The organism is Micromonospora sp. WMMA2032 (genome assembly GCF_002688545.1).
GTDB lineage: Bacteria > Actinomycetota > Actinomycetes > Mycobacteriales > Micromonosporaceae > Micromonospora > Micromonospora sediminicola.
Genome location: NZ_CP024052.1, coordinates 3,326,309 through 3,351,197 on the forward strand (window position 1 = coordinate 3,326,309; position 24,889 = coordinate 3,351,197).

The 24,889-nt window shown below is 74.6% G+C and carries 25 protein-coding genes, 1 tRNA gene and 1 pseudogene; 8 read left to right on the forward strand and 19 right to left on the reverse strand.

Translation table 11 applies throughout. The features are described 5' to 3' along the window. Nucleotides 1–491: 491 nt before the first annotated feature. The 3 genes from CO540_RS14985 to CO540_RS14995 all read left to right on the forward strand — a co-directional run bounded on the left by CO540_RS14985 (nucleotide 492) and on the right by CO540_RS14995 (nucleotide 2,999). Nucleotides 492–1,421 (forward strand): ribonuclease Z, encoded by a 930-nt coding sequence (locus CO540_RS14985; RefSeq protein ID WP_099162529.1) that lies wholly within the window; start codon nucleotides 492–494, stop codon nucleotides 1,419–1,421. Continuing rightward, entirely contained in the window at nucleotides 1,418–1,927 is a 510-nt protein-coding gene (locus CO540_RS14990) for a GNAT family N-acetyltransferase (protein ID WP_099162530.1), read from the forward strand. Before CO540_RS14985 ends, CO540_RS14990 begins: the two co-directional genes overlap by 4 nt. A 115-nt stretch (nucleotides 1,928–2,042) precedes the next feature. Beyond that, a complete protein-coding gene (locus CO540_RS14995) occupies nucleotides 2,043–2,999 on the forward strand; it encodes a S1C family serine protease (protein WP_099162531.1) in 957 nt (318 codons plus the stop codon). Nucleotides 3,000–3,061: 62 nt separating this feature from the next. On the opposite strand, the gene CO540_RS15000 is transcribed toward CO540_RS14995, so the two are convergent. Then, the gene (locus CO540_RS15000; RefSeq protein WP_091581914.1) at nucleotides 3,062–4,432 is read right to left on the reverse strand and encodes a cystathionine beta-synthase; all 1,371 of its coding nucleotides are present in this window, start codon (nucleotides 4,430–4,432) and stop codon (nucleotides 3,062–3,064) included. 76 nt (nucleotides 4,433–4,508) lie between these two features. After that, nucleotides 4,509–4,865 carry a YkvA family protein gene (locus tag CO540_RS15005; RefSeq protein ID WP_099162532.1) on the reverse strand — a complete coding sequence of 119 codons (357 nt, stop codon included), beginning with the start codon at nucleotides 4,863–4,865 and terminating at the stop codon, nucleotides 4,509–4,511. 140 nt (nucleotides 4,866–5,005) lie between these two features. Here CO540_RS15005 and CO540_RS15010 point away from each other — a divergent pair. From CO540_RS15010 to CO540_RS15025, 4 genes and pseudogenes are all read left to right on the forward strand, one after another. Then, nucleotides 5,006–6,090, forward strand: a pseudogene (locus CO540_RS15010) (SGNH/GDSL hydrolase family protein). Continuing rightward, nucleotides 6,087–6,902, forward strand: coding sequence for an SGNH/GDSL hydrolase family protein (locus CO540_RS15015; RefSeq protein ID WP_099162534.1), 816 nt, complete (start codon nucleotides 6,087–6,089; stop codon nucleotides 6,900–6,902). Before CO540_RS15010 ends, CO540_RS15015 begins: the two are co-directional and overlap by 4 nt. Before the next feature lie 58 nt (nucleotides 6,903–6,960). Then, nucleotides 6,961–8,223: an acetyl-CoA C-acetyltransferase gene (locus CO540_RS15020; RefSeq protein ID WP_099162535.1), complete on the forward strand. Its 1,263-nt coding sequence runs from the start codon at nucleotides 6,961–6,963 to the stop codon at nucleotides 8,221–8,223. Between the two features lie 40 nt (nucleotides 8,224–8,263). Then, nucleotides 8,264–9,748, forward strand: a complete 1,485-nt coding sequence (locus CO540_RS15025; protein WP_099162536.1) for a CYTH and CHAD domain-containing protein — start codon at nucleotides 8,264–8,266, stop codon at nucleotides 9,746–9,748. Between the two features lie 178 nt (nucleotides 9,749–9,926). On the opposite strand, the gene CO540_RS15030 is transcribed toward CO540_RS15025, so the two are convergent. The 4 genes from CO540_RS15030 to CO540_RS15045 form a co-directional block, all read right to left on the reverse strand. Beyond that, entirely contained in the window at nucleotides 9,927–10,247 is a 321-nt protein-coding gene (locus tag CO540_RS15030) for a hypothetical protein (RefSeq protein ID WP_091581936.1), read from the reverse strand. Between the two features lie 17 nt (nucleotides 10,248–10,264). Next, nucleotides 10,265–11,023, reverse strand: a complete 759-nt coding sequence (locus CO540_RS15035) for a Bax inhibitor-1/YccA family protein (RefSeq protein ID WP_099162537.1) — start codon at nucleotides 11,021–11,023, stop codon at nucleotides 10,265–10,267. A 125-nt stretch (nucleotides 11,024–11,148) separates the two neighbouring features. Next, complete coding sequence (locus CO540_RS15040) at nucleotides 11,149–11,982, reverse strand: Bax inhibitor-1/YccA family protein (protein ID WP_091581944.1); 834 nt, start codon at nucleotides 11,980–11,982, stop codon at nucleotides 11,149–11,151. A 107-nt stretch (nucleotides 11,983–12,089) separates the two neighbouring features. Then, nucleotides 12,090–12,170, reverse strand: a tRNA-Leu gene (locus CO540_RS15045). A gap of 90 nt (nucleotides 12,171–12,260) precedes the next feature. On the opposite strand from CO540_RS15045, the gene CO540_RS15050 reads away from it, so the two are divergent. After that, nucleotides 12,261–14,099, forward strand: a complete 1,839-nt coding sequence (locus CO540_RS15050; RefSeq protein ID WP_099162538.1) for a hypothetical protein — start codon at nucleotides 12,261–12,263, stop codon at nucleotides 14,097–14,099. Nucleotides 14,100–14,154: 55 nt separating this feature from the next. Here the strand turns inward: CO540_RS15050 and CO540_RS15055 are convergent, their stop codons facing one another. The 13 genes from CO540_RS15055 to CO540_RS15115 all read right to left on the reverse strand — a co-directional run bounded on the left by CO540_RS15055 (nucleotide 14,155) and on the right by CO540_RS15115 (nucleotide 24,889). Then, nucleotides 14,155–15,489, reverse strand: a complete 1,335-nt coding sequence (locus CO540_RS15055) for an NAD(P)/FAD-dependent oxidoreductase (protein WP_099162539.1) — start codon at nucleotides 15,487–15,489, stop codon at nucleotides 14,155–14,157. Between the two features lie 102 nt (nucleotides 15,490–15,591). Beyond that, nucleotides 15,592–16,155, reverse strand: coding sequence for a hypothetical protein (locus tag CO540_RS15060; RefSeq protein ID WP_099162540.1), 564 nt, complete (start codon nucleotides 16,153–16,155; stop codon nucleotides 15,592–15,594). Next, entirely contained in the window at nucleotides 16,152–17,516 is a 1,365-nt protein-coding gene (locus CO540_RS15065) for a DUF58 domain-containing protein (protein ID WP_099162541.1), read from the reverse strand. The genes CO540_RS15060 and CO540_RS15065 overlap by 4 nt, the downstream gene beginning before the upstream one ends. After that, complete coding sequence (locus CO540_RS15070) at nucleotides 17,516–18,514, reverse strand: MoxR family ATPase (RefSeq protein ID WP_091581964.1); 999 nt, start codon at nucleotides 18,512–18,514, stop codon at nucleotides 17,516–17,518. Before CO540_RS15070 ends, CO540_RS15065 begins: the two co-directional genes overlap by 1 nt. Further along, nucleotides 18,514–19,095, reverse strand: a complete 582-nt coding sequence (locus CO540_RS15075) for a hypothetical protein (RefSeq protein WP_099162542.1) — start codon at nucleotides 19,093–19,095, stop codon at nucleotides 18,514–18,516. Before CO540_RS15075 ends, CO540_RS15070 begins: the two co-directional genes overlap by 1 nt. Beyond that, nucleotides 19,092–19,823, reverse strand: coding sequence for a DUF4129 domain-containing protein (locus CO540_RS15080; protein WP_098743670.1), 732 nt, complete (start codon nucleotides 19,821–19,823; stop codon nucleotides 19,092–19,094). The genes CO540_RS15075 and CO540_RS15080 overlap by 4 nt, the downstream gene beginning before the upstream one ends. Nucleotides 19,824–19,843: 20 nt before the next feature. Beyond that, nucleotides 19,844–20,557: a uracil-DNA glycosylase gene (locus CO540_RS15085; RefSeq protein ID WP_099162543.1), complete on the reverse strand. Its 714-nt coding sequence runs from the start codon at nucleotides 20,555–20,557 to the stop codon at nucleotides 19,844–19,846. A 19-nt stretch (nucleotides 20,558–20,576) separates the two neighbouring features. Continuing rightward, nucleotides 20,577–21,263: a dienelactone hydrolase family protein gene (locus tag CO540_RS15090; protein WP_099162544.1), complete on the reverse strand. Its 687-nt coding sequence runs from the start codon at nucleotides 21,261–21,263 to the stop codon at nucleotides 20,577–20,579. A gap of 259 nt (nucleotides 21,264–21,522) precedes the next feature. Then, complete coding sequence (locus CO540_RS15095) at nucleotides 21,523–22,437, reverse strand: hypothetical protein (RefSeq protein WP_098743673.1); 915 nt, start codon at nucleotides 22,435–22,437, stop codon at nucleotides 21,523–21,525. Then, nucleotides 22,434–22,766: a PadR family transcriptional regulator gene (locus tag CO540_RS15100; RefSeq protein WP_091581984.1), complete on the reverse strand. Its 333-nt coding sequence runs from the start codon at nucleotides 22,764–22,766 to the stop codon at nucleotides 22,434–22,436. The genes CO540_RS15095 and CO540_RS15100 overlap by 4 nt, the downstream gene beginning before the upstream one ends. A gap of 79 nt (nucleotides 22,767–22,845) precedes the next feature. Continuing rightward, a complete protein-coding gene (locus tag CO540_RS15105) occupies nucleotides 22,846–23,775 on the reverse strand; it encodes a Ppx/GppA phosphatase family protein (RefSeq protein ID WP_099162545.1) in 930 nt (309 codons plus the stop codon). Nucleotides 23,776–23,817: 42 nt separating this feature from the next. Then, on the reverse strand, nucleotides 23,818–24,330 hold the full coding sequence (locus tag CO540_RS15110; protein WP_099162546.1) for an amino-acid N-acetyltransferase: 513 nt from the start codon (nucleotides 24,328–24,330) through the stop codon (nucleotides 23,818–23,820). A 1-nt stretch (nucleotide 24,331) separates the two neighbouring features. Beyond that, nucleotides 24,332–24,889, reverse strand: a complete 558-nt coding sequence (locus CO540_RS15115) for a DUF501 domain-containing protein (RefSeq protein ID WP_099162547.1) — start codon at nucleotides 24,887–24,889, stop codon at nucleotides 24,332–24,334.

Genomic DNA, 24,889 nt, shown 5'->3' on the forward strand with positions numbered 1-24,889 from the left:
CGAGCGGCGGCATGTGGCCGGGGGCCGGGCGCCGGGCGCGGGGGCGAGGGCCGGGCGCGGGGGCGAGCGCCGGGCGCCGGGGGCCGGGGGCCGCCCCGACATCGCGTCCGGCCGTGAGTCGTTCGTGCTATCAGCTCGAAAGGCGGCGCGAACCCACGTCCCGACCGGGCGCGGTCCCGGGCTCTCGTCCGCCCTGTGATCGAAATTCGTTGCCGTGGCCGCCGGGAAGTGGATAGCGTGGCGGTACACGGGAAAGGAGGTGGTCCAGACTTGTATAGCAATCGGACTCGTGAGGTGGCTGTCCGCTAGCCGCTGTCCTCGACAGTGAAACCGTCCGCCGCGAGGCGGGCACAGCATGATCGTCGAGACCGTGTGGCAGCGGTGCGGCGAAACCACGACAGCCACCCGACCCCCGGGGTGCCGGCCCAGTCCAGCCGGCCCGCGCGCGAGCGCGGAAGCCCCGGGGGTCGCTTCATGTCTGGGGGAAGACCTTGTCCATGCGGGAGCTGGTGGTGCTCGGGACGGCCAGCCAGGCGCCGACCCGGCAACGCAACCACAACGGCTACCTGCTGCGCTGGGACGACGAGGTGATCCTCTTCGACCCGGGCGAGGGCAGCCAACGCCAGATGTTGCACACCGGGGTGACCGCCACCGACCTGACGCGGATCTGCGTCACCCACTTCCACGGCGACCACTGCCTGGGGTTGCCCGGCATGATCCAGCGGCTCTCGCTGGACCGTGTGCCGCACCCGGTGGCCGTGCACTTCCCGGCCGGCGGCGCGGACTACTTCGCCCGGCTGCGCCACGCCTCGAGCTTCTACGAGACGGCCGAGCTGGCCGTGGAGCCGATCGACACCGACGGCCAGCGGATCACGCTGGGCATCGGCACGCTGGAGGCCCGCCGGCTGCGGCACCCCGTCGAGACGTACGGCTACCGCCTGACCGAGCCGGACGGCTGCCGGATGCTGCCGGAGCGGCTGGCCGCGTACGGCATCGTCGGCCCGGCGGTGGGGCGGCTGCTCCGCGACGGCCACCTGGACCTCGACGGACGCCGCGTCAGCCGGGACGAGGTGAGCGTCACCCGACCGGGGCAGCGGTTCGCGTTCGTGATGGACACCGGGCTCTGCGACGGGGTGTACGCGCTGGCCGAGCACGCCGACCTGCTGGTGATCGAGTCGACGTTCCTGGAGTCGGAGGCCGCGTTGGCCGCCGAGGTCGGCCACCTCACCGCCGGCCAGGCCGCTCGGGTGGCCGCCGAATCGGGGGTACGCACGCTCGTGCTCACCCACTTCTCCCAGCGGTACGCCGACCCGCGCCGCTTCCACGACGAGGCCCGCGAACACTTCACCGGTGATCTGGTGATCGCCGAGGATCTCCAGACGGTGCAGGTGCCGCCCCGGCGGGTACCGTCGCCCGGGTGACACTCTCCCTACGTTCCGCGACCGAGGCCGACCTGATGGCGGTCGGCGCCCTGCACCAGCGCTCGCGGGTGGCCGCGTACTCGTCGATCCTGCCGCCCGAGGCGCTCGCCGAACCGACGCCGGAGGCGATGGGGCGCTACTGGGTGGAGCGGCTGACCTGGGAGGGCGCGGACCACCGGATGACCGTGGCCGAGCGGGACGGGCGACTGGTGGGCTTCAGCTACCTCGGGCCGGACGACGAGGGCGACCCGTCGACCGGACTGCTCAACGCGATCCACCTCGAGCCGGACGAGCGAGGCCGGGGCACCGGGCGGGCGCTGATGGTGGACGCGCTGGACGCGATGCGGGACCGCTCGTGGACCCGGGCCGTGTTGTGGGTGCTGCGCGACAACGCCTCCGCGCGCCGGTTCTACGAACGTGGCGGCTGGCGGGCCACCGGCGCGAGCCGCGTCGACCGCATCGGGCCCGCGCTGGTGGACCAGGTGCGCTACGCGCGTGAGGTGTAAGGAAGGGCCCCTTCTTAACGCATTCGGTAGAGGAAGGGCCCCCTGTTAACACCGCGCCCGTTCGCTGTCAGCGGACTCGGGCATGGGCGCCGGCGGGTGAGGCGTTGGTGGCGACATGGAGGAGACCGAGGACACCGGGCGGGCGGAGGACGCCGCGCTGGACGCGTACTCCCGGGTGGTGACCGGTGTGGCGGCGCGGGTGCTGCCCGCGGTGGCGGCCCTGTCGGTGCGGACCGCGCGCGGCGCGGGCGCCGGCTCGGCCGTCGTGATCGGGCCGGACGGGCTGCTGCTGACCAGCGCGCACGTCGTGCAGGGCGCGAACGGTGGTGTGGCCGCCTTCGGCGACGGCACCGAGACCCGGTTCCGGGTGGTCGGCGCCGACCCGCTGTCGGACCTGGCCGTGCTGCGCGCCGACGAGTCGGGCGTGCCGCCGGTCGAACTGGGCGACGCCGACCGGCTGCGCATCGGCCAACTGGTCGTCGCGGTCGGCAACCCGATGGGGCTCGCCGGCTCGGTCACCGCCGGGGTGGTCTCCGGGCTGGGCCGGTCGCTGCCCGCGCGGGACGGGCGGCTGGTCCGGCTGATCGAGGACGTCATCCAGACCGACGCCGCGCTCAACCCCGGCAATTCGGGCGGGGCGCTCGCCGACTCCGCCGGCCGCGTCGTCGGGGTCAACACCGCGGTCGCCGGGTACGGACTGGGGCTGGCGGTGCCGGTCAACCCCACCACCCGGCAGATCGTCGCCGACCTGACCGCCGCGGGACGGGTCCGCCGGGCCTGGCTGGGGGTGGCCGGCGCGCCGGTGCCGCTGCCGCCGGAGGTGACCGCGCGTACCGGCCAGCGGCGCGGGCTGCGGGTGGTGGAGGTGGTGCCCGGCAGCCCGGCCGGGGTCGCCGGGATCTACCTCGGCGACGTGATCGTGTCGGCGGGCGGGCGGCCCGTGCAGGACGGGCAGAGTCTGCAACGACTGATGCTCGGTCCGGCCATCGGTGTCCGGCTGTCGGTCACCCTGCTGCGCAAGGGGGCGTACGTGGACGTGGTGGCGGTCCCGACCGAGCTGGGCAGCCGATGAGGCATGTTAAGAAGGGCCCCTTCCGCTACGCCAGGCGTTAAGAAGGGGCCCTTCCTTACAGCTCAGCGGGCGCCGAGGTGGGCGAGCAGGTCCTGCCGGGTGAGCACGCCCTTCGGCTTGCCGTCGACCAGCACCAGCGCCGCGTCGGCCTTCTCCAGCAGCCCCACCGCCTCGCTGACCGGCTGCCCGCCGCCGATCATCGGCAGCGGCTCGCCCATGTGCCGCTCGATCGTGTCGTGCAGGTGGGCCTGGCCGGTGAAGAGCGCGTCGAGCAGGTCCCGCTCGGCGATCGAACCGGCTACCTCGCCGGTCACCACCGGCGGCTCGGCCTTGAGCACCGGGAGCTGGGAGACACCGTATTCGCGCATGTAGTCGATGGCGTCGCGGACCGTCTCGGTCGGGTGGACGTGCACCAGCTCGGGCAGGCCGCCCGGCTTGCCGGCGAGCGCGTCGGCCACGGTCGGCTCGGTGCCCGAGTCGTCCAGGAAGCCGTACCGGGCCATCCACCCGTCGTTGAAGATCTTGGACAGGTAGCCCCGGCCGCCGTCCGGCAGCAGCACCACGACCACGTCGTCCGGGCCGGCCTTGCGGGCCACCTCCAGCGCGCCCACCACGGCCATGCCGCAGGAGCCGCCGACCAGCAGCCCCTCCTCGCGGGCCAGCCGGCGGGTCATCTCGAAGGACTCCTTGTCCGACACCTCGACGATCTCGTCCGCGATCGAGCGGTCGTACGTCTCCGGCCAGAAGTCCTCGCCGACGCCCTCGACCAGGTAGGGCCGGCCGGTGCCGCCGGAGTAGACCGAGCCCTCCGGGTCCGCGCCGATCACCCGGACCCGCCCCTCGGACGCCTCCTTCAGGTAGCGGCCGATGCCCGAGATCGTGCCGCCGGTGCCGACACCGGCCACGAAGTGGGTGATCTTCCCCTCGGTCTGCCGCCACAGCTCCGGCCCGGTGGTCTCGTAGTGCGAGCGCGGGTTGGCCGGGTTGCTGTACTGGTTGGGCTTCCACGCGCCGGGGATCTCCCGGGCCAGCCGGTCGGAGACGTTGTAGTAGGAGCGCGGGTCCTCCGGCGCGACGGCGGTCGGGCAGACCACCACCTCGGCGCCGTACGCCCGCAGCACGTCCTGCTTGTCCTGGCTGACCTTGTCCGGGCAGACGAACACGCACCGGTAGCCCCGGAGCTGGGCCACCAGGGCCAGCCCGACACCGGTGTTGCCGCTGGTCGGCTCCACGATCGTGCCGCCGGGCCCGAGGATGCCGGCCTTCTCGGCGTCCTCGACCATGCGCAGCGCGATCCGGTCCTTGACCGATCCGCCCGGGTTGACGTATTCCACCTTCGCCAGCACGGTCGCCTGGATGCCCTCGGTGACGTTGCGCAGGCGTACCAGCGGGGTGTTGCCGATCAGCTCGACGACGTTGTCGTAGTACTGCACCTCGTTGTGCCCTTCGTTGCGCCGCCGTCGTGGGGCGGCCGGTCAGCCGTCAGTTCGCCGCCCAGCGTACGTGCCGTCAGGGCACCACGTGCCCGGGGACGACGGAGCTGCGACGTGCCTCCCACTCCAGGAACCGTTCGGTCTCGGCGAGCACGCTGCCGGCCAGCCAGGTGACCATCACCGCGTCGTCGGCCAGCCCGAAGATCGCCAGCGGGATCTCCGGCAGCAGGTCGATCGGGGAGACCACGTACGCCGCCGCGCCGGCCATCAGGGCCAGACGGACACCGCCGTCGTACTCGCCCCGGGCGGTCGCCCGGATCATCCGCGGCAGCGCCGCCAGCCGGGCGCCCAGTGACGGCCCGCCGCGCGCGCCCGCCGCCAGTGCCCGGGCCAGCGCGGCGAACGCGGCGCTCCGCTTCAACGTCTTCCCCATGTCTCCGCCCCTCTCCGTCCGACCAGGGTGCGGCCCCGGGGCAAGCCCGCGTCCGCTTTCCCCGGAGTACCCAGACGGGCACCCGCCCAGCCTCCCGATCACGGGAAGCGGGGGTCGTACCGGCGCGATACTGTCGGCTCATGGGGGACGCTGGTTCCGTCGCGCCGGTCCGCTGGCAGCGCGCCCGGCAGATCGCCCGCCTCGCGGCGATCGGCACGGGCGCCACGGTGGCGGCCACGGCCGCCACCGGCGGGGTGCTGCTCGGCCAGGCCCGGCAGGCCCGCCGCACCATCCCGATGGCCGAGGCCCCGCCGCCCCGCTGCGACGGCGTCTACGGCGCGAAGCTCCCCGGCCCGCCGGTCACCATGGTCGTCCTCGGCGACTCGTCGGCCGCCGGCTACGGCGTGCACCGCCGCCGGGAGACGCCCGGCTCGCTGCTGGCCACCGGCCTGTCCCGGCGACTGCACCGCCCGGTCCGGCTGCACCGGTTCGCCGTGGTGGGCGCCCTGTCGGCCGGGCTGAAGCCGCAGGTGGAGTCCGCGCTGGAGGTCGAGCCGGACGTGGCCGTGGTGCTGGTCGGCGGCAACGACGTCACCAACCGCACGCCGCCGGCGCTGGCCGTGCGCTACCTGGTCGACGCGGTCCGCACGTTGCGCGCCGCCGGCTGCGAGGTCGTCGTGGGCACCTGCCCCGACCTCGGCACGATCCGGCCGATCCAGCCGCCGCTGCGGTGGCTGGCCCGGCGCTGGAGCCGCCAGCTCGCCGCCGCCCAGACGGTGGCGGTGGTCGAGGCGGGCGGCCGGACGGTCTCCCTCGGCGACCTGTTGGGGCCACGGTTCGCCGCCGAGCCCGGCCGGATGTTCGCGTGGGACCGGTTCCACCCCTCCGCCGAGGGCTACGCGGTCGCGGCGGCGGCGCTGCTGCCGACCGTGCTGTCCGCGCTCGGGGCCGTCCCCGAACGCCGCCCTTCGCTCGCCGGCGCGGAAGGCGTACGGTCGCTCCCGGAGGCGGCCCACGAGGCGGCCCGGCACGCCGGCACCGAGGTCAGCGGCGCCCAGCTGCGGGGTCGCGACCGCGGGCCCGCTGGGCGGTGGGCGCAGCTGCGGCGGCGGGCCTTCTTCGGCGTCGGCGCGGTGCCCTCGACCGGCACCGCCGCCGACTCGGCCACGCTGGAGGGAACGGCATGAGCGAGCGCCACGTCGGACACCGGGAGGTGAGGGCATGAGCGGACCGGATCAGACGGCGGCCCGGTGGGGCCGGGCCGCGGCCCTGTCGCTGCTGGCCGGCACGGTCGGCGGCGCGGCGGTCCTCGCCGGCCAGGCGATCGCCGCCCGCACCCGCGAGTACGCCCAGCCCGAGCTGGGGCTGGTGCTGCGCGCCACGGTCGGCCGGGCCGACGCGCCACCGCTGCGTCTGGTGCTGCTCGGCGACTCGTCGGCGCTCGGCGTGGGGGTCGACCGGTTCGACGAGACCATCGGCGGTCAGCTCGCCCACCTGCTCGCCGAGGGGCCGACCGGCCGCCGGGTGCACCTGTCCAGCGTCGGGGTCTCCGGGTCCCGCGCCACCGACCTGGCCACCCAGGTGGCCCGGGCCCTGCTCGGTGAGCGCCCCGACGTGGCGGTGGTCCTGATCGGCGCGAACGACGCGACCGCGCTGGCCCGCCCGGCCGACGCGGCGGCCTACCTCGGCTCGGCGGTGCGCCGGCTGCGGGAGGCGCACGTCGAGGTCGTGGTGGGCACCTGTCCCGACCTCGGCGCGGTCCGCGCCGTCGCCGCCCCGCTGCGCCAGGTGCTCGCCTGGTCCGGTCGGCGGATGGCCCGCGCCCAGACGTCCGCCGTGCTGGACGCCGGCGGCACCGTGGTCGACCTGGGCACCGAGACCGGCCCGGTGTTCCGGGCCGATGCCGGAACGCTCTGCCACGACGGCTTCCACCCGTCCGCCGACGGCTACCGGGTCTGGGCGCACGCGCTGCTCCCGGCGGTCGAGGCCGCCGCGGCGGTCGCGTTCCGACATCACCGCCGCCCGCCGGCGGGGTGACATTTCCCGCCCGCCGCGCGGCTTCCACGGCAAGTTACCCGCGGGTTAACGTTGGTTCATGCCGATTGAGTCGCCCCGCGACGCCGTCATCGTCGCCACCGCCCGGTCCCCCATCGGCCGCGCGTTCAAGGGTTCCCTGCGGGAGGTCCGCCCGGACGACCTCGCCGCCACCATCGTCCAGGCCGCCCTCGACAAGGTCCCGGGGCTCGATCCCACCACCATCGACGACCTCTACCTGGGGTGCGGCCTGCCCGGCGGCGAGCAGGGCTTCAACATGGCCCGGGTGGTGTCCACCCTGCTGGGCCTGGACGGCCTGCCCGGCGCCACGCTGACCCGCTACTGCGCCTCGTCGCTGCAGACCACCCGGATGGCGATGCACGCGATCCGGGCCGGCGAGGGCGACGTGTTCGTCTCCGCCGGTGTGGAGATGGTCTCCCGGTACGCCCGGGGCAACTCCGACACCCTGCCGCCGGAGGCGCAGGCGCTGGTCGGCGGCGGCTGGGAGAACCCGCGCTTCGCCGAGGCGCGCGAGCGGTCGCAGGCCCGCACCCAGGCCGGCGCCGAGGTGTGGACCGACCCGCGGGAGGCCGGCCAGCTGCCGGACATCTACCTCACCATGGGTCAGACCGCGGAGAACCTGGCCCAGGTGTACGACGTGACCCGCGAGGACATGGACGCGTTCGGCGTCCGTAGCCAGAACCTGGCGGAGAAGGCGATCGCGGACGGCTTCTGGGCCCGGGAGATCACCCCGGTCACCACGCCGGACGGCACCGTGGTCGGCACCGACGACGGCCCGCGTCCCGGGGTGACCCTGGAGGCCGTGTCCGGCCTGAAGCCGGTGTTCCGCCCGGACGGCCGGATCACCGCCGGCAACTGCTGCCCGCTGAACGACGGCGCCGCCGCCGTGGTGATCATGAGCGCGGAGCGGGCGTCCGAGCTGGGGCTCACCCCGCTGGCCCGGATCGTCTCCACCGGTGTCACCGCGCTCTCCCCGGAGATCATGGGCCTGGGCCCGGTCGAGGCGTCGAAGCAGGCGCTCCGGCGGGCCGGCATGACCATCGACGACGTCGACCTGGTCGAGATCAACGAGGCGTTCGCCGCCCAGGTGATCCCCTCGTACCGGCAGCTGGGCATCCCGGAGGAGAAGCTGAACGTGATGGGCGGCGCGATCGCCGTCGGCCACCCGTTCGGCATGACCGGCGCCCGGATCACCGGCACCCTGCTCAACGCGCTGGAGTGGCACGACAAGACCATCGGTCTGGAGACCATGTGCGTCGGCGGCGGCCAGGGCATGGCGATGGTGCTCGAACGACTGAGCTGAGTCCGGTTCGCCGGAGGGCGGGCCGGGTACGGGAGGCCGCATGGCGACCGTCGTGGAACGCGAGCGCAAGTACTCCGGCGACGAGGGTTTCCGGCTGCCCGACCTGACCGGGTGCGGTGGCGTCGTGACCATGTCCGACGCCACCGTCTCGGATCTGGACGCGGTCTACTGGGACACCGACGACCTGCGGCTGCTGCGCAGCGGGCACGCGCTGCGACGGCGTACCGGCGGGCACGACGCCGGCTGGCACCTCAAGGTGGGCGCGGTCGGCGGCGCACGCGTCGAACACCAGTTCCCGGCCGGGGAGTCCGACGCCGGGCCGCCCGCCGAGCTGGTCGCGCTGATCCGGGGCGCGTCCCGGGGCCGGCCGGTCGCCCCGGCCGCCCGGGTCGTGAACCACCGTCGGGAGCGGCGGCTGCGGGACGCGGACGGTCGGGTGCTGGCCGAGGTGGCCGAGGACGACGTCCGGTCCGAGGACCTGGTGGACGGCACCACGCAGACCTGGCACGAGATCGAGGTCGAGCTGGTCGACGGCGACGACGGGCTGCTCGACGCGGTGGCGGAACGGTTGCGCGCGGCCGGCGCCCGCGAGGTGCCGGTCAGCAAGTCCCACCGCGCCGTCGCCGCGCGGCTCGCCCGCTTCGACGACCGCGCGCCCGAGGGCGCGGCGGGGCCGGTCCTCGGGTACGCCCGGGCGCAGCGGGACGCGTTGGTCGGCAACCACGCGGCGGCGTACCAGGGCGACGAGGACGCGGTCCACGACATGCGGGTGGCGGTCCGCCGGCTGCGGGCCACGCTGCGCACGTTCCGCGGCCTCTGGGGCCGGCGGGAGAGCGAGGCGGTCCGCGCCGAGCTGCGCTGGCTCGGCGGTGAGCTGGGCCGGGTACGCGACGTGCAGGTGATGGCCGCCCGGCTCGACACGGCGGTGCACGAGCTGCCGGACGAGCTGGTGCTCGGCCCGGTCCCCGCGCGCATCGGCGAGCGGTTCGCCGCCGAGCTGGCCCGGTCGAGCACCGCGCTGCGGGCGGCCCTGGACTCCGACCGCTACCCCGAGCTGCTGGCCCGGCTGGACCGGCTGGTCGAGACCCCGGCCGGCGAGGTCGACCGCCGCTGGGTGGACCGTCGGATCCGCCGCGCCCTGCGCCGCGCCGACGACCGGCTGGACGCGGCGTCGGCCGTCGCCGGGCCGGCCGGGGACTTCGCGCTGCACGAGGCGCGCAAGAAGTACAAGGCGGCCCGGTACGCGGTCGAGGTCCGCGAGCCCGCCGTGGGCAAGCCGGCCGCCCGGCTGGTCAAGCGGCTCAAGGCGCTCCAGGACCTGCTCGGCACGCACCAGGACTCGGTGGTGACCCGGGAGGTGCTGCGGCGGCAGGCCTTCCAGGCGTACGCCGAGGGCGAGAACACGTTCACCTACGGCCTGCTGCACGCCCGGCAGGCTGAGGCCGCCGGGCACGACCGGCCGGCGGTGATCCGGGCGCGGGACCGGGCCCGACGGCGCAAGGTCCGCCGCTGGCTGCGGGGATGACCGGGGCCGGTGCAGAGCCGGCGCGGGAGGAGGCGCTCCCGCTTCTCGGTGCCTTTCGAGCTGATATCGGAAACGACTCGGTTCGACCGCGGTCCCGACGCCGCGCGGCCGCGCGCGACTCGTGCGCCCACTGACCGGCGACCGTCCGGCAAGCGCGCCGGGTCACCCGGAACGGCGATCAGAGTGTGGCGCGGGTGCGGGTCACCGCGGCGGCGGCGTCGGCCAGCACGGGCTCCGGTGGACCGGCCAGGGCCAGGTCGGCGGCGACCACCCGGAGTTGGTCGGGCAGGGCCAGGTCGCTGGGCAGTCGGGGCACGTCGCGGCGCGGCTCGCCGGCGGTGTCGGCGGCCAGGTTGGCGATCTCCTGGACCAGCTTGTGCACCAGGTCGGCCCGGGACACGTTGCCCCCCTCGGCCGGCGCCGACCAGCGCGGCTGCTGCCAGTGCCCGACCTGTCGGACCAGCAGGGTCACCGCCCGGTCCAGTTCCGCTGCGCTCATCGCCGCACAGTTTACGGTCAGCGGCGCACGTAGCTGAGCAGGCGGAGGATCTGCCAGTACAGGAAGATCAGGCCGACCAGCAGGCCGAACGCGCAGTACCAGGCGTAGCGGCGGGGCAGCCGGTTGCGGACGGACCGTTCGACCAGGTCGAAGTCGAGGACGAAGCCGAGCGCGCCCGCGATGATCGCCACCACGGAGAAGACGTACGGCAACCAGCCCACCCGGCCGGTGAGGCTGTAGACCGCCACCCCCTGCCGCCCGGTGAACAGGTACGCGAGCAGGTTGACCAGGCCGAGCGCCACGATCCCGACGAGCGTGCCGATGACCAGCCGGGCCAGCCGTGGGGTGGCCCGGATCAGCCGGGCCCGGTAGAGCAGGGCCATGCCGAGGAAGACGCCGAACGTGCCGACCACGGCCTGCGCCACGATGCCCGGGTAGACCAGCTCGAACGCCCGGCTCGCCACCCCGAGCAGCAGTCCCTGGAGCACCGCGTACCCGACGATGAGCGGCGGGTTGGTGATCTGCTTGAGCGAGATGACCAGCACCAGGGCGAGGCTGGCCAGGGCGCTGCCGGCCAGCGCCGCCGAGATCCACGCGGCCTGCGGCACCACGAACCAGGCCACCGCCGCGGTGACCCCGGTGAGCAGCAGCAGGCCCACCGTCCGGGCGACCACGTTGGCCACGGTCATCGCGTCGCCGGCCTCGACGCCGAGCACCTGCCGCTCGGTGCGACCGACGTCGTCCAGCCGGTCGAGCACCGGGTTGGCACTGCGCACCGTGGCCTCCTCCCGCCGACGTACCCGGATCCCACTCTGCCCCGGGTGGGCCGGTGAGGACGGGAAAACGGCGACGCCCGCCGCCGCGGGAGCGGCAGGCGGGCGTCGCGGGACGGGCGGGACGGTCAGTCGTCGCCCTGGAAGTAGCTGAGCAGCCGCAGGATCTCGATGTAGAGCCACACCAGGCCGACCACGATGCCGAACGCGGCGGTCCAGGCGTAGCGCTGCGGGAGGCCCATCCGGACCCCCTCCTCGATGTCGGCGAAGTTGAGCACGAAGCTCAGCGACGCCACCACGATGCAGACCAGGCTGAAACCGATGGCCAGCGGGCTGCCGTCGCGCAGGTGCGTGTTGACGCCGAACAGCGACAGCACCAGGTTGACCAGCATCACGCCGAACAGGCCGGCGATCACCGCCACCATGATCCGGGCGAACTTCGGGGTGGCCCGGATGATCCGCGCCTTGTAGATCATCGCCATCAGGAAGAAGACGCCGAAGGTGGCGACCACGGCCTGGAGCACGATGCCGTCGTAGAGCGTCTCGAAGGCCTTGCTGACCATGCCGACGAAGACGCCCTCGATGATCGAGTACGCCACCACGAGCGCCGGGTTGGCCATCCGGGAGAACGAGATGATCAGACCGAGCACCAGGCCGACCACGGCCGCGCCGATCCAGGCCACGCCGACCAGCGCGTCCGGCACGAGCACCCAGGCCGCGGCGGCCGAGGCCCCGAGGAGGGCGAGCATGAGGACCGTCTTGACGACGACGTCGTCGAGGGTCATCGGGGTCACGGCGGGCGGGGCCACCGGCTGGCCGTAGCCGCCCGGGTAGGGCTGCTGCGGCGGGTACTGCTGGGGGTATCCGGGCTGACCGTACGGCCCGGGCTGGGCGTACCCGGCCGCCCGCTCACGCTCGGCCGCCTGGCCGAGCCGGGCGAGCACCGGGTTCGAGGTCTTCACTTCTCAGGCCTCCCTCAGAGGTCGATCGCACGTAGACGTGCGTCTCCAGGGTAGACGGGCCGACAACACGGCACATCGCGCCAAGCTGTGGGAAAGCTGAGAGTTCGTGCCCGGGGCGGGGGTCGAACCCGCACGCCTTGCGGCAGCCGCTTTTAAGGCGGCCGTGTCTGCCGTTCCACCACCCGGGCGGGTGACACCGGCGCGCCGACACGCGCGGGTGCAGATCTCACCGTAGCGGCTGCGCCGCCGCCCGGCGTACCCCGGCGGGCCCGGCCGATATGGTCGACGCCGTGAGCAGCGCCGCCCGCACGGCCCCCGGGCCCGACCGTGACCAGGCGGTCCACCCCGCGCGGGCCGGCGGGAGCCGGGCGACCCGGCTACGGGCCGCCGTCCGGCGGCACCGGGCGGACCTGGTCGTCGGGTTCCTGTTCGTGGCGCTCGCCGGCTGGCTCACCCACGGCCTGTGGCCGTCGCCCGGCACCCGGATGCTCGCCCTCAACCCGGCCGACCAGACCCTGTACGAGTGGTTCCTGGCGCTCGACGCGCGCGCCCTGCACGGCGAGTTCAGCCTGGTCACCGACCGGTTGAACGCGCCGGACGGGGTGAACCTGATGGCCAACACCTCGGTCGTCGCGCTCGGTGTGCTGCTCGCCCCGGTCACTGTGGCGTTCGGCGCGCCGGTCACGTTCGCCCTGCTGGTCGCCGGGAACATGGCCGGCACCGCGTTCGCCTGGCACCTGCTGCTCACCCGCACGCTGCGGGCCGGCCCGCTCGCCGCCGCGCTCGGCGCGGCCGTCTGCGGCTTCGGCCCGGGCATGGTCTCGCAGAGCAACGGCCACCTGCACATGACCGCGCAGTGGCTGGTCCCGGTACTGGTCTGGCTGGTGGTCCGGCTGCTGCGCGCCGCCGATCCGGCCGGGCGCCCGGACGGGCCGGACCGGCGGCGGGCGGCCTCCTCCGCGGTCGGGCTGGCCGTCGTGGCCACCGTCCAGGTCTTCGTCGGCGAGGAGGTGCTCTTCCTCGCCGCGCTCACCCTGGCGGTCATGGCCGTGGCGTACGGGATGGCCGACCGGGACCTGCTCCGGCGGGCGCTGCCCACCTTCGCCGGCGGTCTGCTCTGCGCCGGCGGGCTGGCGCTGGTGGTGCTGGCGTACCCGCTCTGGGTGCAGTTCGCCGGGCCGCAGGGCGTCGCGGACGGAATGTTCCCCCCGGCCTACTTCTCCGCCGACCTCACCGGCTGGACCCGGCTCTCCGCGCTGACGGTGTTCGGCAGCCCGGAGGCGGTCCGGCTGACCACCGGTCCGGCCGAGTTCACCACGTTCCTGGGCTGGCCGCTGCTGCTGGTCACCATCGGCTGTGCGGTCTGGCTGGGCCGCCGCGCGCTGGTGGTCGCCGTGGTGGCCGCGGGGCTGGTGGCGGCCGCGCTCGCGCTCGGCCCGGAGGTCGTGGTCGGCGGGGAGCGGACCGGCGTGCCCGGCCCCTACGCGCTGCTGGCCGGCCTGCCGGTGGTGGACGGCGCGCTGCCGATGCGCTTCGCGCTGGTGGTGCTGCCGCTGGTCGGCACCCTGCTCACGCTCGCCGTGCACCGGGCCCGACACGACTCCGGTCCCGCCCGCCGACTGGTCCCGGTCGCGGTCGGCGCCGCCCTGCTCAGCATCTTCCCCACCCCCCTGCCCACCGTCGACCGGCCGGCGCTGCCCGAGTTCGTCACCGGCGGCCACTGGCGGCAGTGCGTCCGCCCCGGCGGGGTGCTGGTGCCGGTGCCCACGGCCACCCCGAAGGACCCGTGGCCGATGCGCTGGGCCACCGCCACCGACGTCGCCTTCGGCATGCCGGAGGGCTTCTTCATCGGCCCGTACGGCGAGGGCGGCACGGCCACCATGGGCACCTGGCAGCGGCCCACCTCGGCCCTGCTGGCCGACGTGGCCCGGCGCGGCGTGGCGCCGGCGGTCGGTGACCGGCACCGCCGGCAGGCCGCCCGGGACGTCGAGTCCTGGGGCGCGTCCTGCGTCGCGGTGACCGACGACGCGCCGCACGCGGAACTGCTGCGCCGCACCCTGGAACAGCTCTTCGGCCCCGGCACCCGGATCGCCGACGCGTGGACCTGGCGGTTCTGACCCCGGACACGGCGAAGGGCCCCTCCCGTACGGGAAGGGCCCTTTCCGTTGTCGATCAGACGCGTGCCGCGCCGACCGGCGGGGCGGACGCCTCGGCGAACTCCTCGCGCGGGTCGTGCAGCTGGCCCAGCGCGACCACCTCACGCTTGAGGAAGAACGCCAGCGACCAGTCGACCACCACGCGGACCTTGCGGTTGAACGAGGGGATCCGCGACATGTGGTACGTCCGGTGCATGAACCACGCCGGCCAACCGGTCATCTTCACGCCGTAGACCTGCGCCACGCCCTTGTGCAGGCCGAGGCTGGCCACGCTGCCGGCGTGCTTGTGCTTGTAGTCGACCGGCTCGCGCCCGCGGATCACGTTCGCGATGTTGTCGGCCATCCGGGCGGCCTGCCGCACCGCGTGCTGCGCGCTCGGCGAGCAGAAGTTGCCCGGCTCCTTGGTCAGGTCCGGCACCGCGGCGCAGTCGCCGGCGCTCCACGCGCCCTCGACCACCCGGTCGCCGTCCACCACCTGCAGCGTCGGCCGGCAGGTGATCCGGCGCCGCTCGTCGCGCGGGAAGTCGGTCGCGTCCAGCATCGGCGACGGCTTCACGCCGGCCGTCCAGACGATAGTGTCGGACGGGAAGCTGTCGCCGTCGGAGAGCTTCACGACGCCGTCGACGCACGACTCCAGCCGGGTGTCCAGCCGGATGTCCATGTTGCGCTTCAGCAGCTGCTGCACCGTGTAGGCGCCCATGTCCCGGTCGACCTCGGGCAGCACCCGGTTGGTGGCCTCGACCAGCACCCAGCGCATCTCCTCGGGCTTCAGCTCCGGGTAGTAGCGCAGCGCGTCGCGGGCCATGTCCTCCATCTCGGCGAGTGCCTCGATGCCGGCGTAACCACCGCCCACGAAGGTGAACGTCAGCGCACGGCTGCGGACCGCCGGGTCGGTCGTGGCGGCCGCCACGTCGAGCCGGTCCAGCACGTGGTTGCGCAGGAAGATGGCCTCACCGATGGTCTTGAACCCGATGCCGTTCTCGTGCAGGCCGGGGATCGGCAGGGTGCGGGACACCGAGCCGGGGGCGACCACCACGTGGTCGTACGGGATCTCCCGGGCCGGGCCGCTGATCGGCTGCACCACGGCGGTCATCCGGTCGTGGTCGATCCGGGTGACCGTGCCGGCCACCACGGTGCACTTGCGCAACTCCCGCCGCAACGGCACCACGGCGTGCCGCGGGGAGATGTTGCCCGCCGAAGCCTCCGGGAGGAACGGCTGGTACGTCATGTGCGGCTGGGGGTCGACGACGACGACCTCGGCCTCACGGGAGCTCAGCTTCTTGGACAGGCGCAGAGCGGCGTACAGGCCCACGTGCCCGGCACCCACGACAAGGATCCGCTTCGGATTCACGTCATCTATCTTTCCCCGGGGGGCTCCGGTAATCCCGCGCGAGACCCCCATCTGTGACGGAGCACAACCCGTGTGACCTGCGCAACGTCCCGGGGTGTCCCGTCATCTGCGACGCAGCAGCCACCCCAGCAGCGCGCTCAGCCCCACCGCGACCAGCAGCCCCACCACCGTCGCCACCTGCGAGCCCGCGGACCCGCCGACCCCGCCGAGCCAGGCCAGCACGATGCCGACCACGGCGCTGGCCAGCACCACGCCGCCGGCCCGGGCCAGCCACCGCAGCACCAGGTCCGGGTCGATCAACCCGTCGTAGGGCAGCAGCGCGGCGAGCGCGCAGAGGGTGTGCGCCAGGTAGAGCAGCGTGGCGACCGTCAGCAACCGCCACAGCGCCGGCGGCCGATCGAAGCCGAGCGTGGCCAGCAGCCAGCCGGCGACCGTCACCAGCGCGGTGAACGTCGGCCAGACCCGCCTCGGCCCGACCGCCGGCAGCACCGCGGCGATGGTCAGCGCCAGCAGCGACCGCGGGGTCAGGGCCTGCACCGGGTACGCGAGCAGGAAGCCGGCCAGCACGACGAGGAAGATGCCGCCGCGCACCAGCAGCGGCAGCGGGCTGACCCGGGCGGCGGCGTACCGCACCGCCCGGACCCGCTCGATCAGCGCGTCGGTCATGAGAAACCCGCCCTCGGTGCGGTGGCCAGCCGGGCCACGTCCCGCAGTACCTCGTCCAGGCTGCCGGCGCCGGCCCACCGCACCACCGGCACCCCGTGCTCGCGGAGCTGGCCGATCATCGTGTCCCGGTCCAGCCGCCACAGCCGGTACGCCACCTCGGCCCACCCACGCTCCTTGGGCACCGGCAGTTCGGTCGGCAGCGTGTCCACCGCCACCACGAACCGCCCGCCCCGGGCCAGCCGGGCGAGCATCTGGGCCGACCGCTCGTCGAGCAGCGGTGTGAGCACCACCACCAGCGCGTCCGAGGAGAGCACCTGCGGGCCGAAGATCTGGTCGTACGGCTCGTGCGGGGAGGACTCGGCGTGCACGTCGAGCAGCCACTCCAGCGCGGTCAGGTACTGCCGCCGACCGGTCGCCGGGCGCAGCCGCCGGGCCGTCGGGCCGTACTCCAGCAGCGCCACCCGGTCGCCCCGGTGCAGGTAGTGCTCGGCGATCGCGGCGGCGGCCCGGACCGTGGTGTCGAGCACCGAGGCCGCGCCGCCCACCCCGCCGGAACGGCCCGCCTCGGCCAGCACGTCCAGCAGCACCACCACTTCGGCGTCCCGGTCGGAGAGGGTGGCCGCGACGTGCAGCTGACGGGCGCGCAGGGACACCCGCCAGTCGACCCGGCGCAGCCGGTCACCGGGCGCGAAGACCCGTACGCCGGCCAACTCGCCGCCCTCCCCCGGGCGCCGCGACCGGTGCCCGCCGACCAGCCCGGCGGCCCGGGGCATCGCCTCGACCGCGTCGAACGGCTCGGTCCGCGGGTAGACCCGGGCCCGGATCGGGTCGGTGATCACCGCCCGGGACACCAGCAGCCCGTCGGCGGCGGCGACCCGGGCCCCGGCCGGACCGATCGGGTGCCGACCCCAGCGCAGCGCGGTGCCGGTCAGCTCCAGGTCGACCGCGGTGCCCCGGGGCACCGAGGTGACGAACGGGCGGTCCGCGCCGCCGGCCCCGCGCACGTCCAGCCCGGAGCCGCCGAAGCCGACCTGCTCCACCCGCAGCCACCGGGACATCCGGGTGCGCACCACAGCGATGTCGTAGCCGACCGAGTCCGGATTGCTCACCGCCACGGTGGCGGCCATCGGCCCGCCCTCGACCAGGTGGGTGTCCCCGACGCCCAGCTCCAGCTCCGGCTGCGCGGCCGGGCGGCGGCGCAGCGCGTACGCGGTGCCCAGCGCGAACGGCGTGGCCAGCACCACCAGGTCGATCCGGCCGAGCAGCACACCGGTGACGAGCAGGACGCCGGTGAGCAGCACGGCCCGGCCGAGCGCCCAGGTGGGCGCCCAACCGCTCGCCGGCTCGGCCCGGGCGTCCATCAGCGCCCGGCGGCGTAGCTGGGCAGCGCGCCGCTGGCCGGGGCCGGCGTCGACTCCAGTACCTCACCGACCACGAAGGACGGGTCGACCCGGCGCAGCCACATCTCCGGCCGCAGCGTGATCCGGTGCGCCAGCGCGGGCGCCGCCACCGCCTTGACGTCCTCCGGCACCACGTAGTCCCGGTTCGCCAGCACCGCCCGCACCCGGGACAGCAGCAGCAGCGCCAGCGAGCCGCGCGGGGACGCGCCGACCAGCACCGACGGGTGGTCCCGGGTGGCCGAGGTGAGCGCCACGATGTAGCGGCCGACCGAGTCCTCGACGACCACGTCCTCCAGCGCGGCCTGCATGGCGCGCAGCGTGCCGGCGTCCACCACCGGGGTGATCTCGGCCTCCTCGCGGCGGCGGGCGACCCGCCGGCGCAGCACCTCCCACTCCTCGTCGTGGTTCGGGTAGCCGAACGAGACCCGCAGCAGGAACCGGTCGAGCTGCGCCTCGGGCAGCGGGTAGGTGCCCTCGTACTCGATCGGGTTGGCGGTGGCCAGCACGTGGAACGGCTCGTCCAGCCGGTAGGTCACGCCCTCCACCGACACCTGCTTCTCCTGCATCGCCTCCAGCAGCGCCGACTGGGTCTTCGGCGGCGTCCGGTTGATCTCGTCGGCGAGCAGCAGGTTGGTGAAGACGGGCCCGGCGCGGAAGGAGAAGTCGCCGGTGCGCTGGTCGTAGAGGAAGGAGCCGGTGACGTCGGCGGGCAGCAGGTCCGGAGTGAACTGGAGCCGGCGGAAGTCCAACCCGAGCGCCTGTGCGAAGGACCGCGCGGTGAGCGTCTTGCCCAGGCCGGGCAGGTCCTCCAGCAGCACGTGACCGCCGGCGAGGATGCCGGCCAGGACCAGTTCCAGCGCCTCACGCTTGCCCACCACGACGGTGCCGACCGCGTCCAGGACGGCCCGGGCGAGCCGGCCCACCTCGGCGGGGGGCATGCTCCGGTCGACGTCGTTCATCAGATCTTCTCCAGTTCGGCGACGATCGCCGCGAGGTCGCGCGGCGACGGTGGGCGGCGGGCGGGGGTGCCGAGGAACGTCCAGAGCTGCTCGCCCAGCAGCGCGCGGGCCCGCGCCGGGTCGGACTCGCGGGTCACCCCGTGCCGCTGGCGCAGCCGCTCGTCGGCCAGCTCGCCCAGGCGGGGCAGCACCCGCTCGGTGAACCGCTCGCGGTTGCCGCCGCACCAGTCCAACGGACGCTCCCACCCGTTGATCGCGGTACGCAACGCGTCCCGCGAGGACCAGTTCCAGGTGCCCGGTTCCTCCCCGACGGGGGTCCGGACGCCGGCGCGGGGCGGGGGCGGGGGTGAGAGCGCGGCGGTGACCCGGCGTACGGCGAGCACGGCGAGCACCCCCGCGACGATGATCCAGATCGGCACCCGCAGGCCGACGGCGCTCAACGCGACCATGACCACCGCCACGACGGCGGCGGTCACTGCGGCGGTCCGCAGCAGCCAGCGCGCCCGGCCGCCCGAGGGTCGCTCGGCCTCCCCGGCGGGTTCGTCGCCGAACGCGAGCAGGTCGTCGATGCTGGTGCTCATGCCGGGACCTCCCCGGCCACCACGCTGGTCAGCTCGCCGCGCAGGCGGCGCAACGCGGCCCGGGCCTGGTCCCGGGTGCGCTCGTCGACCGGGTGGGTGGCATAGCGGGCCTCCCGGTAGACGTGCGCGAAACCGTCCAGCACGTCGGCGCTGGCGATGGCCGGGATGCCCGCCGCCGGGTCACCGCGCAGCAGCCGACCGACCAGGTCGGTGGGGGTGTCCCCGGTGTGCCGCGGCACGCCGGCCTCCTCGGCCGCTTCCTCCAGGCGGACCCAGCAGGCGATCACCGCGGTGCGCGGGTCGGTCGACCGGTCGTCCAGTTCGACCAGTCCGGCGTCCAGGGCCGCCATCACCTCGCGGGCGGTGCCCGCGGCGGTGCGCCGGGCCCGTTGCGCGGGCACCGCGCGGGTGGTCCGCCGCAGCGCGCCGCCGACGACCGTCCAGAGCACGTATCCGACGACGGCCAGCACGACCGCGGCGAGCAGCGCCATGGCGACGGTGACCAGCCAGTCCGGTATCCCGCCGGAGGTCTGCTCGCCGGCCTGCCGGGGCTCGACCGGGAACGAGGGCGTCTCCGAGGGGTACTCCGGCACGTACGGGATGGTGTCGGCGGCGGGCGGGATCCGGCTGGCGCCGATGGCCGAGTGCCCGGCGGCGAGCGCGGCGACCGCGAGCAGCGCCGTCACCGCCGCGACCGGCCACCACCGGCGCAGTACGCCGAAGTCCATCCCACCGCCTCAGGTGTTCCTCAGTCCACCCCGGCCAGGTGCTTCGCCCGGGTGAACACGTCGTCGAGCATCGCCGGCGTGAGCCGGCCGGTGAACGTGTTCTGCTGGCTGACGTGATAGCAGCCGAGCAACGTCGGCACCGACTCGCCGGACCAGTGTGCCCCATGGCCGAACGCCGGGCGCGGTGTGGGCGGGCGCTGCCCGTACACGTGCCGCAGCACCGGCCACCACGCGGCCCAGGCGAACGCGCCCAGCGCGACCACCACGCGCACGGTGGGGCGTACCAGTTCGACCTCCCGGTGCAGCCACGGCGCGCACGTGTCCCGCTCGGCCGGGGTGGGCTTGTTGTCCGGTGGGGCGCACCGCACGGCGGCGAAGATGCGGGTGTCGCGGAGCGCGAGGCCGTCGTCGGCGGACACACTGGTCGGTTGGTTGGCCAGCCCGGCCCGGTGCAGCGCGGCGAAGAGCACGTCCCCCGACCGGTCCCCGGTGAAGATCCGCCCGGTGCGGTTGCCGCCGTGCGCGGCCGGCGCCAGGCCGAGGATCGCGATGCGCGCGTCCGGTGGGCCGAAGCCGGGCACCGGCCGTCCCCAGTAGTCCTGGTCGCGGAACGCGGCCCGCTTGACCCGGGCCACCTCCTCCCGCCACGTCACCAGGCGGGGGCAGGCGAAGCAGTCGCTGACCGCGCCGTCGAGGTCGGTCAGGTCGGTCGCCCGCGCGGCGCGGGCGACCACCTCGCCGGGGGTACGCGACTCAGCCAAGCTTCGCCCGGAACAGTTCCAGGGTGCGGGCCCAGGCGGTGGCGGCGGCCCGCTGGTCGAAGTGCTCCGGCCGGTCCTCGTTGAAGAACGCGTGCGCGGTGCCCGGGTAGTCGAACGTCTGGCAGGTCCCCCCGGCGGCCTCGATGGACCGGCGTACGCTCTGCACCCCGTCGGCGGCGGAGAGGCCGTCGGCCTCGGAGCAGTGGATGAGGGAGGCCTTCCCCGCGTAGCCGGCCCAGTCGGTGGCCATGCCCTCCCAGGGCAGGCGGGGGTAGAAGCCGGCGGTGGCGACGATGCGCTCGGAGAAGGTGCCGGACCACAGGGCCAGGCTGGCGCCCGCGCAGAAGCCGGCGCAGCCCACCTTGCCGGCGACCTCGGGCCGGCTCGCCAGGTATTCGGCGGCGGCCGCGATGTCGCTCGCCGCCTCGTCCATCTGGGTGCTGTTCAGCATCTGCCGCGGCTCGGTCGGCTTGCTGGCCGGGCCGCCGTGCCGGAAGTCGGGCGCGAGGGCGACGAAACCGGCGTCGGCGAAGCGGTCGACCACGGCCCGCACGTGGGGCACCAGGCCCCACCAGTCCTGGATGACGATGACCGCCGGGCTCGCCACACCGCCGGAGGGTATCGCGAGATACCCCTCGCTCGTCCCCCCGTTGCCGGTGAAGCTCACCATCTCGCCCATGGGCCCGTCCTCCTAGCGGTCAGTCATCGTTGGCTGGTCGCACAGTTGGGTGTTACGTGCCGGTAGCGTGCCACGCGGTCACCGGCCCGGGGAAGACGGAAGAACAGTGGCATTCACCTCCTGTCGACCCGCCGGGCGGGAGCAACTTCCGCGGCGGCGTGCGTGCGTCGAGACGCCTGTCGAGCTGATGTCGTCAGCGACTCAGCTCGACAGGCGTGGATCGTGGGTGCCGGGACCGGACCGACCGGCGCGGCCGGACTCAGCGCGTCGGCGTCGGCGCGGGCGTGGCGCTCTCGGTCGGCGCGGGCGGGGCGGGTGACGGCGCTTCCGGCGGCCCGAACGGTGCCAGTTCCGGGCAGTACGGGTAGGCGTTGCGCGGCGCCGGCACGGCGCCGGACGAGTCCAGGCAGTTCGGCCAGCCGAGCCGGATCGGCACGCCGTTCTGGTCGAAGAGCTGCGCGTCGCGGATCAGGCGTCCCTGCTGGTCGTAGACGAAGACGTCCTCGATCCGGTCGTACCGGCGATCCACCGCCACCTGCTCGTAGTCGGCGGGGCTGCCGCCGCCGGCGCGCTGGTCCACCTCGGCGAGCACGGCGACCGAGAACAACAGCAGCGCGGCGGTGCCCAGGTGGTGCAGCCGTCGCGGCCACCCGGTGAGGCCGGCGGAACGGTGGCCCCACCACACCGACGCGACGACCGCGCCGATGAGCACCAGCAACCCGGCGGAGGTGTTGGTGCCGAGCCGCGGCACCAGGCCGACCTGCCCGTCCGTCATCGCGGCCACGAGCAGGGCGGCCAGCCAGCCGCGTACCAACCACCAGGCCGGGCGTAGCGGGCGCAGGAAGTCGCTCACCGTCTCGTGACCGAGCACCGGGCCGAGCTGGCGGTCGAGCAGGCGCAGCTGGGTGACCGCGTTGTCGCGCGCGGCGGACAGCCGGCGCAGGCGGACCGGCCGCCCGCCCGGCTCCGCGCCCGCCGCGGTCCGCAGCTCCGCCGCGTACGCCTCCGGCGGGCCCAGCCGGTCGACCAGGGCGCCCTCGCCCTCGGCGGCGACCTCGGCCAGGTGCTCCGCAAGGTCCTCGGTCAACTCGTCCCGCCGAGCCGGCGGCAGGTCGGCGAGCGCGGCCCGCACCCGGTCGACGTAGTCCGTGATCTCCTGCCCAGTGACGGTCATGCCGCCATCCCCCGATCGTCGAGCAGTGCGTCCATGGTGGTGGCGAACGAGCGCCAGGTCTTGCCGGAGCGGGTGAGCTGGTCCCGCCCCGAGGCGTTCAACGAGTAGTACTTGCGGTGCGGTCCGGACTCGCTCGGCACCACGTACGTGGTCAGCAGGCCGGCCGCGAAGAGCCGACGCAGCGTGCCGTAGACCGAGGCGTCGCCGACCTCGGTCAGGCCCGCCTCGCGCAGCCGGCGCAGGATGTCGTAGCCGTACCCGTCCTCGTCCTTGAGCACGGCGAGCACCGCGAGGTCGAGGACACCCTTGAGGAGCTGCGTCGTATCCACGCTCCGCACACTAGTGCGCATTACGGAATACCGTCAACAGGACACCCCGCCGGCAACGGTCGATGCGGCGGGGTGGGAGTTAGGCGAGGCTCCAGGCGATGCCGTCGAGGATGTCGTGCTCGGAGGCGACGACGGAGGGCATCCCGGCCCGCTCCATGATCACGCGGAGCACCAGCGCGCCGGCGCCGATCACGTCGGCCCGGCCGGGATGCATCACCGGCTCGGCCAGCCGCTGTTCCCGGGTCGCGCCGAGCAGGTAGGCGGTCACCGAGGCCACCCGCTCGTAGGGGACGCGGGCGTGGTGGATCCGGCCCGGGTCGTACTCCCGGAGCCCTTCGGCCAGGGCCACCACTGTGGTGACCGAGCCGGCGAGCCCGACCAGCGTGGCGGCCTCCCGGCCGGGCACGGCGGCCAGCGCCCGGTCCACCGCCGCGGCGACGTCCGCCTCGGCGGCGGCGATCTGCGCCGGGGTCGGCGGGTCGCCGTGCAGGTGCCGTTCGGTCATCCGGACGCAGCCGATGTCCACCGAGATCGCGCCGCGCACACCCTCGGTGCGGGTGCCGACGACGAACTCGGTCGAGCCGCCGCCGATGTCGACCACCAGGTACGGCGGTTCGGCGTCGGCGGGCAGGCCACGGACCGCGCCGGTGAACGACAGCCGGGCCTCCTCGTCGCCGGTCACCACCTCCGGCGGCACGCCGAGGGTGCGCTCCACCATGTCGCGGAAGTCGCCGGCGTTGGAGGCGTCGCGTGAGGCCGAGGTGGCGCACATCCGCACCCGGTCGGCGCCGAGCTTGTCGATCTCGGCCGCGTAGTCGGCCAGCGCCACCCGGGTCCGCTCGATCGCCTCCGGCGCGAGCCGGCCGGTGCGGTCGACCCCCTGCCCCAGCCGGACGATCTCCATCCGCCGGCTCACGTCCACCAGCGGCGCCGACTCCCCCGCGGACGGATCCGGCAGGTCCGCGACCAGCAGTCGGATCGAGTTGGTCCCACAGTCGATGGCAGCCACACGCGCGCTCACGGCTGCCACCCTACGGCAGCCCGGCCGGGGTCAGAGGCGGAGGAGCATGCGGCTGTTGCCCAGGGTGTTGGGCTTGACCCGTTCCAGGTCGAGGAACTCCGCCACACCCTCGTCGTACGAGCGGAGCAACTGCTCGTAGACCGGCTGCGGGACCGGGGCGCCGTCGATCTCGCGGAACCCGAAGCTGCCGAAGAACCGGGTCTCGAACGTGAGCACGAAGATCCGCGCGACGCCGATCTCCCGCGCCGCGTCGATCAGCTCGCCGACGATCCGGTGACCGATCCGGTGACCCCGGCAGGACGGGTCGACCGCCACCGTGCGGATCTCCGCCAGGTCCTCCCACATCACGTGCAGCGCGCCGCACCCGACCACCGTGCCGTCCCCGGTGACCGCCACCCGGAACTCCTGCACGTCCTCGTAGAGCGTCACGGTGGCCTTGCTGAGCAGGCGCCGGTCGTCGGTGTACGTGTCGACCAGCCGGCGGATGCCGCGTACGTCACCGGTGCGGGCGCGGCGGACCACGACCTCGTCGACGGTGCTCACCTCACTCCGCCGCGGGCACGTCCACGCAGGGGCCGGCGGCCCACCACTTCTCCACCAGAGCCAGCGTCTCGTCGCCGAACGGGTTCACCCCCGGGCCGGCGCCGAGCGCGTGGCCCAGGTGCACGTGCAGGCACTTCACCCGTCCCGGCATGCCGCCGGCCGAGATGCCGGCGATCTCCGGCACCTCACCGATCGCCTCCCGGCGGGCCAGGTAGTCCTCGTGCGCGGCCCGGTACCGCGCGGCCAGCTCCGGGTCCTCGGCCAACCGGTCGGCCATCTCCTTCATCAGCCCGGCCGACTCCAGCCGGCTGCACGCCGCCGTGGCCCGCGGGCAGGTCAGGTAGAACAGCGTCGGGAAGGGCGTGCCGTCGGCCAGCCGGGGCGTCGTCTCCACCACGTCGGGCAGGCCGCACGGGCATCGGTGGGCCACCGCCCGGGTGCCGCGAGGCGGGCGGCCGAGCTGCGTGGCCACCGCGGCCAGGTCGGCCTCGGTGGCCGGCTGACGTTCCGGCAGGGGTACGGAGTCCGCCGCCGGCTCCAGCGGTGGTTCGACGCTCAC